This is a genomic window from Halomonas sp. H5, from assembly GCF_050613175.1.
GTDB lineage: Bacteria > Pseudomonadota > Gammaproteobacteria > Pseudomonadales > Halomonadaceae > Bisbaumannia > Bisbaumannia salifodinae.
On record NZ_CP192510.1, the window covers coordinates 2,600,313 to 2,615,685 of the forward strand.

Annotated in this window: 11 protein-coding genes; 6 read left to right on the forward strand and 5 right to left on the reverse strand. The window is 70.1% G+C overall.

Annotation, left to right across the window (positions count from 1 at the left end):
- Positions 1-44: 44 nt before the first annotated feature.
- Positions 45-608, forward strand: coding sequence for a transglycosylase SLT domain-containing protein (locus ACQ1W9_RS12105; RefSeq protein ID WP_431023607.1), 564 nt, complete (start codon positions 45-47; stop codon positions 606-608).
- A 37-nt stretch (positions 609-645) separates the two neighbouring features.
- Complete coding sequence (locus tag ACQ1W9_RS12110) at positions 646-3,303, forward strand: bifunctional diguanylate cyclase/phosphodiesterase (RefSeq protein ID WP_431023608.1); 2,658 nt, start codon at positions 646-648, stop codon at positions 3,301-3,303.
- A gap of 136 nt (positions 3,304-3,439) precedes the next feature.
- On the opposite strand, the gene ccoM is transcribed toward ACQ1W9_RS12110, so the two are convergent.
- From ccoM to rfaH, 3 genes are all read right to left on the reverse strand, one after another.
- Positions 3,440-3,562, reverse strand: coding sequence for a cytochrome c oxidase subunit CcoM (ccoM, locus tag ACQ1W9_RS12115; RefSeq protein WP_346063100.1), 123 nt, complete (start codon positions 3,560-3,562; stop codon positions 3,440-3,442).
- 139 nt (positions 3,563-3,701) lie between these two features.
- On the reverse strand, positions 3,702-4,211 hold the full coding sequence (locus ACQ1W9_RS12120; protein WP_431023609.1) for an FKBP-type peptidyl-prolyl cis-trans isomerase: 510 nt from the start codon (positions 4,209-4,211) through the stop codon (positions 3,702-3,704).
- Positions 4,212-4,242: 31 nt separating this feature from the next.
- A complete protein-coding gene (gene rfaH / locus ACQ1W9_RS12125; RefSeq protein ID WP_346063102.1) occupies positions 4,243-4,773 on the reverse strand; it encodes a transcription/translation regulatory transformer protein RfaH in 531 nt (176 codons plus the stop codon).
- Positions 4,774-4,970: 197 nt separating this feature from the next.
- On the opposite strand from rfaH, the gene ACQ1W9_RS12130 reads away from it, so the two are divergent.
- On the forward strand, positions 4,971-6,338 hold the full coding sequence (locus tag ACQ1W9_RS12130) for an AmpG family muropeptide MFS transporter (RefSeq protein ID WP_431023610.1): 1,368 nt from the start codon (positions 4,971-4,973) through the stop codon (positions 6,336-6,338).
- Positions 6,339-6,873: 535 nt separating this feature from the next.
- Here the strand turns inward: ACQ1W9_RS12130 and ACQ1W9_RS12135 are convergent.
- A complete protein-coding gene (locus ACQ1W9_RS12135) occupies positions 6,874-8,688 on the reverse strand; it encodes an SEC-C metal-binding domain-containing protein (RefSeq protein WP_431023611.1) in 1,815 nt (604 codons plus the stop codon).
- 128 nt (positions 8,689-8,816) lie between these two features.
- Between ACQ1W9_RS12135 and ACQ1W9_RS12140 the strand changes: the two genes are divergently transcribed.
- Positions 8,817-10,706, forward strand: a complete 1,890-nt coding sequence (locus tag ACQ1W9_RS12140; protein ID WP_431023612.1) for a hypothetical protein — start codon at positions 8,817-8,819, stop codon at positions 10,704-10,706.
- A gap of 154 nt (positions 10,707-10,860) precedes the next feature.
- Here the strand turns inward: ACQ1W9_RS12140 and ACQ1W9_RS12145 are convergent, their stop codons facing one another.
- Positions 10,861-12,150, reverse strand: a complete 1,290-nt coding sequence (locus ACQ1W9_RS12145; RefSeq protein ID WP_431023613.1) for an ABC1 kinase family protein — start codon at positions 12,148-12,150, stop codon at positions 10,861-10,863.
- A gap of 101 nt (positions 12,151-12,251) precedes the next feature.
- Here ACQ1W9_RS12145 and ACQ1W9_RS12150 point away from each other — a divergent pair, with 101 nt between their 5' ends.
- The gene (locus tag ACQ1W9_RS12150; protein ID WP_431023614.1) at positions 12,252-14,228 is read left to right on the forward strand and encodes a DNA topoisomerase III; all 1,977 of its coding nucleotides are present in this window, start codon (positions 12,252-12,254) and stop codon (positions 14,226-14,228) included.
- A gap of 20 nt (positions 14,229-14,248) precedes the next feature.
- On the forward strand, positions 14,249-15,157 hold the full coding sequence (locus ACQ1W9_RS12155; protein WP_431023615.1) for a ketopantoate reductase family protein: 909 nt from the start codon (positions 14,249-14,251) through the stop codon (positions 15,155-15,157).
- Positions 15,158-15,373: the final 216 nt, after the last annotated feature.

Below are 15,373 nucleotides of genomic sequence, written 5' to 3' on the forward strand. Positions count from 1 at the left end.
GCGGGCGCCGGCGATGCCTGGCGCCCCTGCTGCTAAGCGGAGTCTTGCTGCTGGCTCCCCCGGCCCAGGCCGAACGGGTGCCGGCCAGCCTGACCCACACCCTGGAGGCGGTGCTCGAGGCGCCCCGCTCCGCCGAGGCGGTGTGGGCCTCCCGGCAGTGGATCAATGCCATGGAACCGCGCCTGGCACGCTTTATCGGCGACGCCGGCCTGCGCCGTGCCCTACTGGAGCGGGTCTATCACGAGGCGGCCCTGGCGGGCCTCTCGCCGGCGCTGGTGATGGCGGTGATCCAGGTGGAGAGCGCCTTCGAGCCGGAGGCGGTCTCCCATGCTGGGGCCCGTGGCCTGATGCAGGTGATGCCCTTCTGGGTCGACGAGCTGGGCCGCGCCCAGGACGACCTCCTCGATCCCTGGCTCAACCTGCGCTACGGCTGTACCATCCTGGCCCACTACCTGGCCGCCGAGCATGGCGACGTGACCCGGGCCCTGGTGCGCTATAACGGCAGCCACGGCGAGACCTGGTACCCGGAGCGGGTGATGCGGGCCTGGCTCGGTCATTGGCGCGCGCCCGGCCTGGATGGACTCCCCCGGGACACCGCCCAGCGCTGAGCCTGGCCACCACAACGAAGGAAGGCGTCGCGCCCCCATGGCAGAGAGCCTCGACCATCAACTGCACCGCCTGGATCGGGCCTACCGGGGCATTCGCGGCCAGTTGGTGTTGCTGGTGCTGGGTGCCCTGGCGCTGAGCCTGCTGGTGCTGTTGTGGTCGGCCCAAACCCAGAACGATCAGCAGGCCGAGCGCGACCTGGCCCGGGTGGAGGCCCAACTGGAACTGCTGGGCCAGCGGCTGAGCGGCCAGGTACTGGACTATGCCCTCTGGGATATCAGCCATCGGCAGGTACACCTCGCCAACGAGCTCGATCCCGCCTGGCTGACCCAGGAGCTGGGCGGTAGCCTCTACGATAACCTGGGCATCGACCTGGCCATGTTGATCGCCCCGGATGGCAGCATCGACTACGCCATGCGCCGGGGTGCCTCCTGGCAGGCCACCACTCAGCCCCCTCATCCGCTGCCACCCGGTGAGGGCCCGGGCGCCCACCTGGCCTGGGCCCAGTGGCAGGAGCAGCCCGTGTTGCTGGCCATCGCCGAGATTCACCCCGAGAGCGAGTCCCTGACGCCGGCCCCCGCCCCTCACCGCCTGCTCTTCGCCCGCTACCTGGATGACCCCTTGATGGAGGAACTGCGCCAGGTCACCGGCCTGGCCAGCCTGGCGCTAAGTGCCGAACCGACCCTCGCCGAACGCCTCCCCCTGCTGGATAGCCGTGGCCGGGAACTGGCCTGGCTGCACTGGACTCCCCAGCGTCCCGGCCGGTCGATCCTGCTCGCCGCCCTGCCCTGGCTGGCGGGTGTGATGACCCTCTTCATCCTGGTCACCTTCGTGTTGTTCCGTCGCCTGACCCGGCAACTCGACCAGAGTCGTGCCATCGGTGCGGAGCTGCAGGCCACCCGTTCGGGGCTGGCCGCCCAACAGCAGGCCTGGCAGGCGCTGCGCACCCTCTACCGCCGCGGCAGCAACGAGGAGGAATTCCTGGCCGCGGTGCTGGCCCATGCCGAGCGGTTGCTGGGCGATGCCTGCATCAGTATCTGGCGCCTGGAGCCGGAGACCCAGCGCCTGATCTGTCGCGCCAGCCTGGATCCCGCCCAGCGTGGCGAGTCCCTCGATCTGGCGCCCCTGGAGGCCTATCGCCGGGCCCTGCAACTGGGCCCCTATCTGGCGGCCTCCCGGGTGGAGGCCGAGCCGCGCCTGGCCCAGATACGCGACTACCTCCGGCACTACGGCATCGTCTCGCTGCTGGATATCGGCATCTTCGACGGCGGCGAGCTGCGTGGCATCCTGTGCTGCGAATCGACTCAGCCTCGCGAGTGGCGCAGCGAGGAGATCAGCAGCCTCACCGCGCTCTCCGGGCTGCTCTCCCAGTTCAGCGAGTCGCTACACCGCCGGGTCGCCGAGCAGCACCTCAAGCGGCGCCTCGAATTCGACGAGACCACCGGCCTGCCCACCCTGCGCAAGTTGATGGCGAAGCTGGCCGAGGAGAACGGCGACTTCACCCTCGGCGTGCTGCGTATCACCGGCCTGCACCGTCTCAACGAGACCCTGGGCTTCGCCGCCGGCGATCGTGCCCTGCGCGAGCTGGTGCTTTTCCTGCGCCACTGGGGCGAACGCCGCGAGCTGGAGGCGCATCTGGCCCGCCTGCCCTCCAACCGTCTCGCGCTGGTGGCCAAGGGGCTGGATCGCGGGCGAGTGGAGCAGTTGGGGGCGGAGCTGCTCTCGGCCCTCAATGCCCAACGCTGGCTGGCCCCGGAGACGCCCTACCATCTGCGCTTCTTCCTGGGCCTGGCCCGCTATCCCGAGGATGATCGCCAGCTCGATCGCCTGCTGCTCAAGGCGGAGTTGGCGGTCAAGCAGGCCCGCGAGCATCCCCACCATCCCCTGGCGCTCTTCGACCGCCGCTTCGGGCGCTGGATGCAGCACCAGGATCAACTGACCCAGCAGTTGCGTCAGGCCCTGGCCCGGGCGGAGCTGCGCCTGCACCTGCAACCCCAATTCGATATCGAGGGGCGGCTGCGCGGTGCCGAGGTATTGCTACGCTGGCAGCATCCCCACCAGGGCCTGCTGGCCCCCGCCGATTTCGTGCCGGTCGCCGAGCGCAGCGGCCTGATCCGCCCCATCGGTGCCTGGCTGATGGAACAGAGCATCGCCCTGCTGGCCGGTCCGCTGCGCGGCAGCGGGCTGCGGCTATCGGTGAATGTCTCGGTGCAGCAGCTGCATGACGACACCCTGGTGGAGCAGCTCGATGCCCTCTTGAGCCGTCACCGCATCGCGCCGGGGCACCTGGTGGTGGAAGTGGTGGAATCGCTGCTGCTGGCTCCCGGCATGGAGGCACGCCTGGCGAAGCTGCGCGCCCTGGGGGTGGAGATCGCCCTGGACGACTTCGGCACCGGCTACTCCTCGCTGCGCTATCTCCAGGAACTCAGCGTCGACGAGATCAAACTCGACAAGGCCTTTATCGATCCCCTGCACCAGGCCGAGGATGCCCCCCTGGCGCGCTCGATTATCGCCATGGTGCGCACCCTGGGGTTGCGCCTGGTGGTGGAGGGGGTGGAGAGCGCCCATCAGGTCGATTTCCTGCGCCGCCAGGGCGTCGACCTGCTGCAGGGCTACCACCTGGCGCGGCCGGAGCCCCCCGTGGCCTTCCTGGCCCGCCTCGATGCCCGGGCGGCCGCGCCGAAACCGGATGCCTGAGGCGGCGCCACCGCACAGGGGCAAACCGCACAGAAAAAACCGGCCCGAAGGCCGGTATAAATGGGGGTTGCCCCCCTTCCCCTGACGACTCTGGACACCCGGCTGGCACCGGGCTCCTCGATACGGTGGCGGGAGTTCAGGACTTCTTGTCGCCCTTGTGCCTGTGGTCGTGGATGATGAAACCGACCCAGCCCACCAGGAAAGCCACCATCAACCCGACGGTCACCAACCCGAAGATAACGGCATCGTCCCAGTACATGATCGTCTCTCCCGCCGTGAATGTATGGCTCCACTCTAGCGGCAGAAGGGAAAGGGAGAACTGACCTGGATCAAGTCCCGGGGCGGGGCCCGCCACCAAGCGGGTCGAGGTTTGATCCAGATCAGATTTTGCGGCGCTGTCAAAGCACCTTGCGGTCTTCCACGCTGCTCGCCTCGGTGCCCGGCGGCAGCGGATGGCCCTTGGCCAGCTCGGCGCGGGTGGCCTCGCGGATCGACAGCACCTCCAGGCGGTAGCGCAGGGTCTCGCCGGCCAGGGGATGGTTGGTATCGATGCGCACCCGGCTCTCGCCCACCTCCAGGACGGTAACGACCTGCGGGCCGGCATCCCCCTGGGTCTGGAAACGCATGCCCGGGGCCAGGTCGGGCACCGGGAAGGCCGAGCGCGCCACCTCCTGCACCAGGGCCTCGTCGCGCAGGCCATAGGCCTCCGCCGGCAGCAGCGTCACGCTGAGGGTGGCGCCCTCGGCCTGGCCAGCCAGCGCCCGCTCCAGGCCGGCGACGATATTGTCGTGGCCGTGCAGGTACTCCAGCGGCTGCTGGCGGGCCCGGGAATCGTCGAGCACCTGGCCATCGGCAGCCTCGAGAACATAGTGCAGGGTCACGACCCGCTGGGGGGCGATATGGCTCATGATATCTCTCCTATGGCGTCGCCGACGGCGCTCAGCGCTGGGACTGCAACTGGGCCACCGGCATCTCCAGGCGCTGCCGGCGGTGCAGCAGGTCGAGCAGCACGATGGCGCGCTCCTCGCCCTTGTGGCGCTCGAACACCGCGGTCAGGGCCTGGAAGGGGCCTTCGATAATGGTCACCGGCTCGCCGGCGCGGAAGTAGTGGTTGGCCTGGGCCTCCTCGCGGGAGGCGCCGCGACGCAGGGCTTCGATCAGGCCATCGTCCACCGCCAGGGGCTCGTTGCCGAAGCACACCAGGCGTAGCACGCCACGGGTGGAGCGAATCGGCCGCCAGTTGCTGGCCAGGCGATCGAGGCGAATAAAGAGGTAGTGGGGGAACAGCGGTTCCTCGACCCAGGTGAGGCGACCACGACGCTTGCGCTGCACCTCCAGCACCGGATGAAAGACCTCGTAGGCCTGATTGACCAGATGCTCGGCGGCACGGAAGGACTCCCCCCCCTTGCACTGGATCACGTACCAGCGGGCGGACTCGGCCTTGGCGCGCTCATCGATGGCGTGGTGCATGACACTCCTGACTTGCCTGCTTGCCGGCCTCCCCCAGAAACCCCTCGGCGGCGGTTCCCTGGAGGCGGCGGCTCTGTAACAATCGACCCTGGTCGTGCCGGCCGGGTCACCGGACGACCTGTCGGCAAGTGACCCAGTCTACCATCGTCGGCCGCCACTGTCCGGCCGCCACCGTTTCGCCAGGGAGTGCCTCCTCGATGCCCCACCCCACCGCCCACCGCAGCTGGCGCGGCGCCCTCGCCATCTACCTGCGCGCGCCGGTCATCACCATGCTGTTCCTGGGCTTTTCCGCCGGCCTGCCCTTCCTGCTGGTCTTCTCGACCCTCTCCGCCTGGCTGCGCAGCGACGGGGTGGAAGTGGCCGCCATCGGCTTCTTCGCCTGGATCGGCATGCTCTACTCGATCAAGTTCTTCTGGGCCCCGGTGGTGGATCGCCTGGCCCTGCCGCTGCTGACCCGCCGCCTGGGCCAGCGGCGCAGTTGGATGCTGCTGGCGCAATTGATGATCGCCTTGGGCCTCGCCGCCCTGGCCAGCCTCGAGCCCCAGGGCAATCTGCCGCTGGTGGCGGCCTGCGCCCTGCTGGTGGCCTTCGGCTCGGCCACCCAGGATATCGCCATCGATGCCTTCCGCATCGAGTCGGCCCCGGAGGACATGCAGGCGGCCATGGCCTCCACCTATATCATCGGCTACCGGGGCGGCCTGTTGGCCGCCGGGGCCGGGGCCCTCTATGTGGCCGCGGCGGTCTCCTGGGAAGCCGCCTACCTGAGCATGGCGGCCCTGGTGGGGGTGGGTGTGATCACGGTGCTGTTGCGCCCGGAGCCGGCGCGCCTGTCATTGACCACCCAACTGATCCATGAGCCCCGGGTACGCGCCTTCCTGCGCGTCAGCCGGGGACGCCCCAAGTGGCTACGGCGACTGGGGGCCTGGCTGATCGGCGCCGTGGTCTGCCCCTTCACCGACTTCTTTACCCGCCATCGCCGCAAGGCACTGTGGCTGCTGGTGTTTGTCGCGGTGTTCCGGATCAGCGACCTGGCCATGGCCTCCATGGCCAACCCCCTGTATATCGACCTGGGCTTTACGCTGGCCACCATTGCCAATGTCACCAACATCTTCGGTATCGCCATGAGCATCAGCGGCGGCCTGCTCGGCGGCTTGCTGGTAGCCCGCTACGGCATCGGCTCCATCCTGGTACTGGGGGCCGCGGCGGCCACCCTGACCAACCTGCTGTTCGCCGCCCTGGCCCTGGCCGGCCAGAGCCTGCCGCTGCTGGTGATGGCCATCGTCGGCGACAACCTGGCCAACGGCCTGGCCAGCGCGGTCTTTATCGCCTTCCTTTCCAGCCTCACCTCCAAGGCCTATACCGCCACCCAGTACGCCCTCTTCTCGTCGCTGATGACCCTGCCCGGCAAGTTCCTCAGCGGCTTCGGTGGCCTGGTGGTGGCCGCCGAGGGCTATGCCACCTTCTTCGTCATCTCCACCCTGCTGGGCCTGCCGGCGATTGCCCTGGCCATCTGGATCAGTCGCGACCGTAGCCTGGTGCCGCCACCGGCGCCGCGAGCCAGCTAGGCCCCGGGCCTGCCGCTCTCTCAAGACCGCCCTGGCCATCTGGATCAGTCGCGACCGCGACTTGGTGCCGGCACCGCGAGCCAGCTAGGCCTCGGGCCTGCCGCTCTCTCAAGACCGCCCTGGCCATCTGGTCAGTCGCGACCGCGACTTGGTGCCGGCGCCGCGAGCCAGCTAGGCCCCGGGCCTGCCGCTCTCTCAAGACCGCCCTGGCCATCTGGATCAGCCGCGACCGTAGCCTGGTGCCGCCACCGGCGCCGCGAGCCAGCTAGGCCCCGGGCCTGCCGCTCTCTCAAGACCGCCCTGGCCATCTGGATCAGCCGCGACCGTAGCCTGGTGCCGCCACCAGCGCCGCGAGCCAGCTAGGCCCCAGGCCTGCCGCTCTCTCAAGACCGCCCTGGCCATCTGGATCAGCCGCGACCGTAGCCTGGTGCGGCGCCCAGGGCCGGGTAAGGTATCGACACACCATGCACAAGGGGCCGGCAGCCTGGCTGCCGGCCCCTTGTGATGTGATCAGGCGCCTCGTCGTCCCGATTGATCAGCCCTTGCGCTGCTCCAGCAGCCAGGCCAGGGCGCCATGGGTCGCCGTCCACTGATCGCGCATCAGGGTGCGATACTGCCAGGCCTCGGCGCGGCTACCCGAGGGCGGCGCCTGGTCGCTGGGCAGCGCCATGGGCCGCACCTTCTCATCGCAGAGCATGGCCACTACATGACCATTGACCGCCATCGCCGCCTTCAGCGCCTCGGCGGCCTCGTCGAAGCGCTCCAGGCGCAGCAGCGCCAGTACCCGGCCCATCAGCACGCCGAGCAGCGGCGTCTCCATGGGCACGTCGCTGACCTCCAGGGCCTGGGCATTGCGGCCCTCCCGCAGCAACTGGTCGAGCACCAGCTCGCGCAGCCCCAGGCTATCCTCGGGATCCAGGGCCAGCAGGCGCTCGGCCAGGCGCCGGGAGCGCTCCCGGGCGCCGCGCTCCATGCCCACCACCAGGGCCAGGCCGCTGCGCAGCAGCACGGCGTTATCGCCATCGTCCCAGGGCAGTCGCTGGCCCTGGCCATCGAGCTGGGTCAGCCAGCGCTCGAGGCGCTCGGCCAGGGGCTCGAAGAGGCTCGGGGCCATCCACGGCAGGCTACCGAAACGGCTGGTCAGGGCCAGGGCCAGGTCCTGGTGGACCCGGGGGCTGTCGAGCCATTCGGGGTTGGCGCACAGCTCGCTGAGCCAGCCCTCCGCTTCCACCCAGGGATCCGCCTCGAAGCCCAGCACCGTCTCCTCGTCGACCCGGGTCTGGAAATGGGCCTGCCAGGCGGCATAGAGGGTGTCCTCCCGGGCCGAGCTGGTATAGACGATGGCCCCCGCCTCCCCCTGGGTGACGCCGAGCACCGGGGCGGTGGGCAGTTCCGCCAGCAGGCTCTGCAGGGCCACCAGGGGACCGGCCAGGTTCTCCTCGGAGTTGACCATCTGCTCGGCCAGGGTGGCGCCGGGATTCTCGGCCAGCTCGCCCAGGAACTCCAACTGCTCCGGGTCCATGTCGCCCTGGCGGGCCAGGCGCCGGAACCAGAAACGGGCGCGCTGGGACGCCTCCTCTTCCTGGCCCTCATGGAGCAGCAGCATCGCCTCGATATAGGCCAGGGTGGGCGAGTCCGGCAACGCCTGCTGGGCGCGCACGAAGGCCTCCCGGGCACTGGCCAGGTCGTCGTTGTCCAGGTGCAGCAGGCACAGTCGCTCCAGGGCCACCCCACGCAGGAACAGCGGCCCGCGGTCGAGGACCGCATCCAGCAGCGCCTCGCGCTTGCGCAGGAAGCCGCGTTCCTGGTAGAGGTCGATCAACAGTTCGAAGGCGGGCTCTGCCTGATCCGGCAACCGCGACCAGTCGCCCTGCTCGTCGAACAGCGACTCGAGAATCTGCTGGGCGCGGCCGCGCTGGCCGCTCTCGGCGGCGATCAGCCCCGATTCCAGCAGCGCCTGGGCCGGCGCCTTGCCGCTGGCCAGGGCCGCCTTGAGGGCATCGCCCTTCCACTCCCGCAGCGAGAGCATCCACATCAGGTGGCTGGGCACCGGCCCCGGCACCTGAACGGCGCCGCAGCAGTGCTTGGTCTTGCGCCCGGAGTCGCACCAGCAGGGCTCGTTGCGCCCGGGGCGCGCCAACCGCTCGCACTCGAAATCGAGGCGTTCCAGGGGCGTCTGGGACCACAGTTCCGGGGCCAGGGCCTGGGCCAGCGCCAGGTTGCCCCCCAGGCGATCGGCGCCCTCGGTGCGGGCCCATCCCACCAGCGACGGATAGTGCTCATCGTCGCGAATCGCCACCAGGGCGCCCGAGGCATAGCCCAGCAGCTGCTCAACCCATACCGACAGCATGACAATCTCCGCCAGGAAAAGGGGCATATTCTAGCACGTCGGGCCCGACCGACTCATCCGTGGCGTGGCCAGCACCGGGGCGAGGTGCTAGGGTGTGGCTGCCCACCTCCAGCACAGGAAGTCCCGCCTTGCGCCTGCCCTTTCGCCCCCTTCCCGCCAGCGACGACGAGGCCCCCCGGGTGCGCCTGGAGCGCCAGGGGCGCGACGAGATCGAGCGTATCACCCGGGCGGTGGAACGGGTCCCCTGGTCGGTCAGCCTGATGCAGATCCTGTGGACCGCCGGACCGGTGACCCTGCTGGGGGCCTGGGGCGGCTACCTGCTCGGCTATGGTCAGGCCCCCAGCGCCCAGAACTACATCTTCTTTATCACCTATACGGTGATCACCGGCGTGGCCGGGGTGGCGGCCAACCTGGTGCACCAGTTCACCGGGGCGCGCCGGGCGGAACGCACCAGTGCCCAGATCGAGCGGGTGATCAAGGCCCTGCCGGAGCTGCTGCTGGCCACCCGCAACCTGATCGTCGATGCCCTGGAGGGGGAAGCCCGGCGCCGTGAGGCCGCCGCCATGCTGCTGCGCAAGGAGGACCTCTCCCCGGAGGGGGTGGAGCTGGCCGCCCTGGAGTTGCTCGATGACCGCGAAAGTGCGCGGATCATCGGTCAGATCGATATCTATCGCCGCGTCGGCCTGCACGCCCGCATCCAGGACCTTCGGCAGCTCTACGGCGAGCTGCTGGCACCCCAGTTCCAGGCCCTGACCGAGGTAGCCCCCGGTGCCGCCGACCTGCTGCGGGCACGCTTCGCCGGCGAGGCCCCGGACCTGCGCCAGGGGGTGGTGCGCGACGAGCATTTCATCGAGCGGGTGCTGGCGGCCATCGAGCAGGACGATGAGCTGCTGATGACCCTGCAGGACGTGGAAGAGATGCTGGTGCTGGCCTTCGAGCTGATCAGCGGCCGCCAGATCCCCATGCTCACCTTCGAATACAAGGGGCGCTGGAAGCTGGCCCAGGCCTTCGATGCCCTGGAACAGGCCCGCGCCCGCCACCGCATCGCCCAGGCCACCGGGCTGTCGCGCCTCAAGGCGCTGACCGTCTACCTGGCCGAGCAGTCCGACACCCTGGTCGAGGACGCCGCCTCGGGGCTGCGCGCCGAGGTGCTGCTGGAGCGCTCCCTGGCCGCCATGGACGCCCTGGCCGAGGAGCTGCCGCGCCTGGCGCAGGCCCCCAGCCAGCGGCCCCGCCTGCGCCGGCAGTCGGACGTGCTGGCCAATGCCCTGCGCCTCTACAAGAGCGTCTCGGCGGCCTACGAACAGGTCGGGCGACAGCATGCCCAACTGCTCAAGATGCTGGAACGCTGGGAGCGCATCTGCGAGGAGAAGGATGACCAGACCCGGCTGCGCCTGGGGCCCGGCCGCCGCGGCCTGCGCATCCGCGAGCATGTGATCGAGCTCGACGACGAGGCCAAGGCGCGGGTCTGCAAACACCTGGCCGACCACCTGGCCGAGGCGGGGATCGATACGCCGCAACGCCTGACCTCGGGACAGCCGGTGTGCGCCCCGCTGAACCTGGATGCCTCCAAGCGCCTGGCCATCGAGATCGCCCTGGCCCTGGAGCCGCATATCCAGCTCTCGCGCCCAGAGGTGCAACGCGCCATCAACAGCACCAATGCCGCCGATTTCGGCCAGTTGGAGCCCAACCTGTCGGCGGCGGCCAAGGCGGCGCTGGGTTCCGGCATGGTCCAGGAGATCCGCGTCGACCTGTCGCGGCCGGCGGAGCAGTTGGCCCTGGCCCTGGTGCGCCACTACCAGGTGGAGCTGGAACCCGCGGCCATCGACTTCCTGCATGACCACTATGGCGCCCGTCACGCCACCCTGACCATGCTCTCCAACTACCACGCCAGTCACGCCGGCAGCCGCGAGACCACCAACGTCAGCTACCTGAGTCAGCGCCCGCCGGCGGTGGGGACCCCGAAACGCGACTGGTATCGGGCGCTGGTGACCGCCCGCCGCGCCCTGGATCATTAGGGAAACTCTGATTTATTACTGCGCTCGATATCCTGGCCGCCGGCGGTACTCAAAATCCTCATTTACTACCGTGTAAACTCCGGTTTTTCTGTTCCGGCGGCGACCAGCCTCTCATCGCTCGTAACATAAATCAGAACTCCCCCATGACGCTTTATTACACCGGCGCGGCCGGGGCGCGGCTTAGCTGGTCGCTGCCGACCTCGCCGCGCCGCCAGGCCAGCAGCGGCCGGCTGCGGGCATGCATATCCAGTTTTGCCCCCAGGCGCACCAGGTTCCAGTAGTGACCATTGAGGGTGCGCGCCAGCAGCAGGGTATCCGCCGGGGGCTGGAGGCGATCCATGGCCGCCCACACCTTGGGGCTCAGCGCCCGCAGCCGGCGATGCACCCGCACATCACTGAAGTCCTGCTCGCCGGGAGCGAACAGCGGCGCCACCGCCTCGGCGGACTCGTGATAGAGCGCCAGGGGCGCCCCCTGTCCCTGGCGACCGCCCATCGCCAGCACCGCCGTCTCCATGGCCAGGGGATCCCCCGCCAGGGTCGCCTCGAGCAGCGCCAGCAGTTGCTGGAGGCGCGCCTCGGAGACGCGGATCACCGCGCCCAGGTCATAGATCACCAGGCGCTCGGCCTCATCCACGGCGAAGTTGCCGGCATGGGGGTCGGCGTGGAGCTCGCCATGCACGAAGAGCTCCTCGGTCAGCCAGTCCGCCAGTTGCGCCGCCACCGCCTGACGGCGCGGCTTATCCTCGTTTTCCAGCTCCCGCAGCGGCGTGCCGGGCAGGTAGCGCATGGCCAGCACCCGGGGCGTGCAGTGCGCCTCCACCGGCTCGGGAAAAGCCAGCCCCGGCCAGCCGGCATAGCGGGCCCGATAGCGCGCCAGGGCCGCGGCCTCGGCGCGGTAGTCGAGTTCGCCGCGCAGGCTCCCGGCCAGCTCCTCGAAGAGCGCATCGAGGCGCGCCTGGGGCACCTTGAGCCAGCGCCCCAGGCGCATCATCCGCTTGACCTGGGAGAGATCCCCCTCCAGCACCTCGGCCAGCCCCGGGTACTGCACCTTGAGCACCAGGGCCTCCCCCGATGGCGTCCAGGCGCGATGCACCTGGCCCATGGAGGCACTGGCGAAGGGGCGAGCCTCGATCTCGGCGAAGCGAGTCTCGAGATCGCCATACTCCGCCGCCAGGGTGGCGCGAATCCTCGCCCAGGGCATGGGCTGGGCCTGGCGCTGCAGCCGCGCCAGCTCCTCCGCCAGGGCCGGCGGCAGCAGGTCGTCCCACTGGGACATGATCTGGGCCAGCTTCATGGCCGGCCCCTTGAGCTCGGAGAGCCCCTCGAAGAGCGCCTCGCCCAGGGCCTGCCAGTTCGCCTCGCCCCCCAGCCGGGTGCGCAGGACGGCGCCGCCGGCCCGTGCCCCCAGACCCAACAGGCGTCGGGTCCTGCCACGCTCACGCATAATGATACAAGCCTTGTACGGATTTATTGACAGGTTACCCCTGGCGAGGCGCCGGGAATACTGGAAAAATATCCATAGATACCGCTTTTTCAGGGGAACCCATGCGCCTGATCATCGCCGAAAAACCCAGCCTGGCCCGGGCCATCGCCGAGGCCCTGCCGGGCAGGAGCCAGCGCCAGGAGGGCTACCTGCAGGTCGGCGACACCCGGGTCAGCTGGTGCCTGGGGCATCTGCTGGAGCAGGCGCCCCCGGACGCCTACGACCCCGCCTACAAGCAGTGGCGGCTGGATCATCTGCCGATCCTGCCGGACCCCTGGCGCCTGACACCACGCCCCAAGGCCCGCGGCCAGCTCGCGGTGCTGCGCCGCCTGCTCAAGGAGGCCAGCGAGGTGGTGCATGCCGGCGACCCGGACCGGGAGGGCCAACTGCTGGTGCAGGAGGTGATCGAGCACCTGGGTTGGAAGAGACCGGTGGCGCGGCTGCTGATCAACGACCTCAATCGCCCGGCGGTGCAGCGGGCCCTCGGCCGCCTGGAGGACAACGCCGCCTATCAGGCCCTCTACCGGGCCGCCGAGGCCCGCTCCCGGGCCGACTGGCTGTATGGCATCAACCTGACCCGGGCCTGGACCCTGGTGGGCCGCCAGGCGGGCCACAACGGCGTGCTCTCGGTGGGCCGGGTGCAGACCCCGGTACTGGGGCTGGTGGTGCGCCGGGACGCCGAGATCGCCGCCTTCCGACCACGGCCCTTTTATGTGCTCTGGGCCGACCTGCGAGTGGCCGGCGGCCAGCTGCGGGCCTGGTGGCAGCCCGGCGAGACCCACCCCCTGGACGACCAGGGGCGGCTGCTGGCCCGGCCCCCCGCCGAGGCCCTGGCGTCGCGCCTGCCCGGCACCGAGGGCCAATTGGTATCGCTCCAGGCCCAGGACAAGCGCCAGTCGGCGCCCCTGCCCTACTCCCTCTCGGCACTGCAGGTGGACGCGGCGCGGCGCTACAAGCTGCCCGCCAAGGCGGTACTGGATATCTGCCAGCGCCTCTACGAGCGCCACCAGTTGATCACCTACCCCCGCTCCGACTGCCGCTACCTGCCCCGGGAGCACCATGGCCTGGCCGCCCGCACCCTGGCCGGGGCCTGCCAAGGGGACAGCACCCTGGCCCAGTGGCTCGCCGGCGCCGACTTCTCGCGCCGCTCCCGGGCCTGGAACGATGCCAAGGTGGGCGCCCACCACGCCCTGGCCCCCACCGGGCGCACTCCGGACTTTTCGCGCCTCGACGACGCCGAGGCCAGGGTCTACCGGCTGGTGGTGCGCAACGTGCTGGCGCAGTTCTACCCGCCCCTGGAGACCCGGGAGGTGAAGGCGGAGTTTCGCCTCCTCGACGAGCGCTTCCGCGCCCAGGGCAGCGAACTCAAGGTGCCGGGCTGGAAGCCACTGTTTACCACCCGGGAGGAGGCGCCGCCCCTGCCGCCCCTGGTGGAGGGCGAGACCGCCCGGGTCATCGACGCCCGGGTGGAGGATCGCGAGACACGGCCCCCGGAGCCCTTCAACGACGCCAGCCTGATCAAGGCGATGATGAATATCGCCCGCTATGTGAATGATCCGGCGGTCAAGCGCACCCTGCGCGACTCCGACGGCCTGGGCACCGAGGCGACCCGGGCGGGGATCATCGAGACCCTGGTGGAGCGGGGCTATCTGGTGCGGGAGAAGAGCGCCCTGCGCGCCAGCCGCACCGGCCATGCGTTGATCGGCGCCCTGCCCGAGGCGGCGAGTCGCCCGGAGCGCACCGCCCTCTGGGAGCAGCGCCTGGCCGCCATCGCCGAGCAAGGCGAGGCGCCGGCGCCCTTCCTGAGCGCTCTGGTGGCGGACCTGCGCCAGCTGCTGGGGGCCGCCGACGCCCAGACCCTGCGCCAGACCCTGGCGACGAGCCAGGCCATCGAGGCGCCGACACCCTCGCCGCGGCGCGCCGCCAAGGGGCGTCGCGGTAGCGGAGGCAAGGGCAGCGGCCGCACCTCGGGTAGCCGCACCTCGAAACCCCGGGCCACGGGCAGCCGGTCACGCCGTGCCAAGGGAGAGCCCCGATGAGAGCCCCGGTGAGAGCCCCGATGACCCAGCTGATTCTCGGCCCCGGGGCCCTGGGGCGCTTGCTGGCCCTGCGCCTGACCCTGTGCCCCGCCGGTCCCGTCCCGGTGAAGCTGCTGGGGCGCCGTCCCCTGCCCCCCCGGCTCAGCCTCACCACCCCGGCGGGCGAGACGCTGAGTCGCGAGCTCGATAGCGCCCTGAGCACCGAAGCCGACTTGCCCGGCGAGGTCGCGGCGCTGCATCTGACCACCAAGGCCACGGTGGCGGAGGCGGCCCTGGCTCCGGTCACTCCCCACCTGCCCCCCCACACCCCCTTGGTGCTATGGCAGAACGGCTATGACGTCCAGCCGCGCCTGCACGCCAGCTGGCCGGGGCCGGTGCTCTGTGCCAGCACCAGCGAGGGTGCCTATGTGGTGGAAGATGGCGTGGTTCACGCCGGCCGTGGCCACACCTGGCTGGGCAACCTCGACGGGAAGCACGCCGACCTGGCGGCAGCGCTGGCCGACGTGCTTAGTCGTGCCGGCCTGCCCACCACGCCGGTCACCGATATTCGTATCCGGCTCTGGCACAAGCTGGCGGTGAACGCCGCCATCAACCCCCTGGTGGCGCGCTTCGGGATTCGCAATGGGCAGCTGCGCGACCGTCCCTTCCGGCCGATGGTGGAGGCGATGATCGCGGAGCTGGCGCCGATTCTCGCCGCCGAGAGGATTCCCGCCCCCGAATCGGGCTGGGCGACGCTGGTGTGGGGCGTGATCGAGGGCACCGCCAATAACCGCGCCTCCATGCTCCAGGACGTCAGTGCCGGGCGCCCCACCGAGCGGGACGCCATCCTCGGCCCGCTGCTCGAGGCCGCCCGCCGCCATGGGCTGGCCCACTGCAAGCTGTTGGAGGCCTACCATGGCCTGAACCGCTACCACTCGGCCCGGGCTTAGCGCGCTCCCTGCCACGGGACACCCCCACTCCCACAAGATGATCGCCCCTCCCTGGTAGGAACCCGGCTTGCCAAGCGATTTAGCCGGTATATCGCAGCCCGGCGGAGATGCCCGCCGATGGATAGAGAGCCACCATCAGGCATTTCTTCGCCAGGCTAGCCAAGGCCACCAACTTAACCGGTATTGCGCAGCCCGGCGGAGATAGCCGCCGATGGA

What these genes read in the sequence shown, in the direction of transcription:
- ACQ1W9_RS12155 (WP_431023615.1), top strand. Translation starts at nt 14,249, where the DNA reads ATGACCCAGCTGATTCTCGGCCCCGGGGCCCTGGGGCGCTTGCTGGCC.
- ACQ1W9_RS12145 (WP_431023613.1), bottom strand. Translation starts at nt 12,150, where the DNA reads ATGCGTGAGCGTGGCAGGACCCGACGCCTGTTGGGTCTGGGGGCACGG.
- ACQ1W9_RS12135 (WP_431023611.1), bottom strand. Translation starts at nt 8,688, where the DNA reads ATGCTGTCGGTATGGGTTGAGCAGCTGCTGGGCTATGCCTCGGGCGCC.
- rfaH (WP_346063102.1), bottom strand. Translation starts at nt 4,773, where the DNA reads ATGCACCACGCCATCGATGAGCGCGCCAAGGCCGAGTCCGCCCGCTGG.
- ACQ1W9_RS12110 (WP_431023608.1), top strand. Translation starts at nt 646, where the DNA reads ATGGCAGAGAGCCTCGACCATCAACTGCACCGCCTGGATCGGGCCTAC.
- ACQ1W9_RS12150 (WP_431023614.1), top strand. Translation starts at nt 12,252, where the DNA reads ATGCGCCTGATCATCGCCGAAAAACCCAGCCTGGCCCGGGCCATCGCC.
- ccoM (WP_346063100.1), bottom strand. Translation starts at nt 3,562, where the DNA reads ATGTACTGGGACGATGCCGTTATCTTCGGGTTGGTGACCGTCGGGTTG.
- ACQ1W9_RS12120 (WP_431023609.1), bottom strand. Translation starts at nt 4,211, where the DNA reads ATGAGCCATATCGCCCCCCAGCGGGTCGTGACCCTGCACTATGTTCTC.
- ACQ1W9_RS12130 (WP_431023610.1), top strand. Translation starts at nt 4,971, where the DNA reads ATGCCCCACCCCACCGCCCACCGCAGCTGGCGCGGCGCCCTCGCCATC.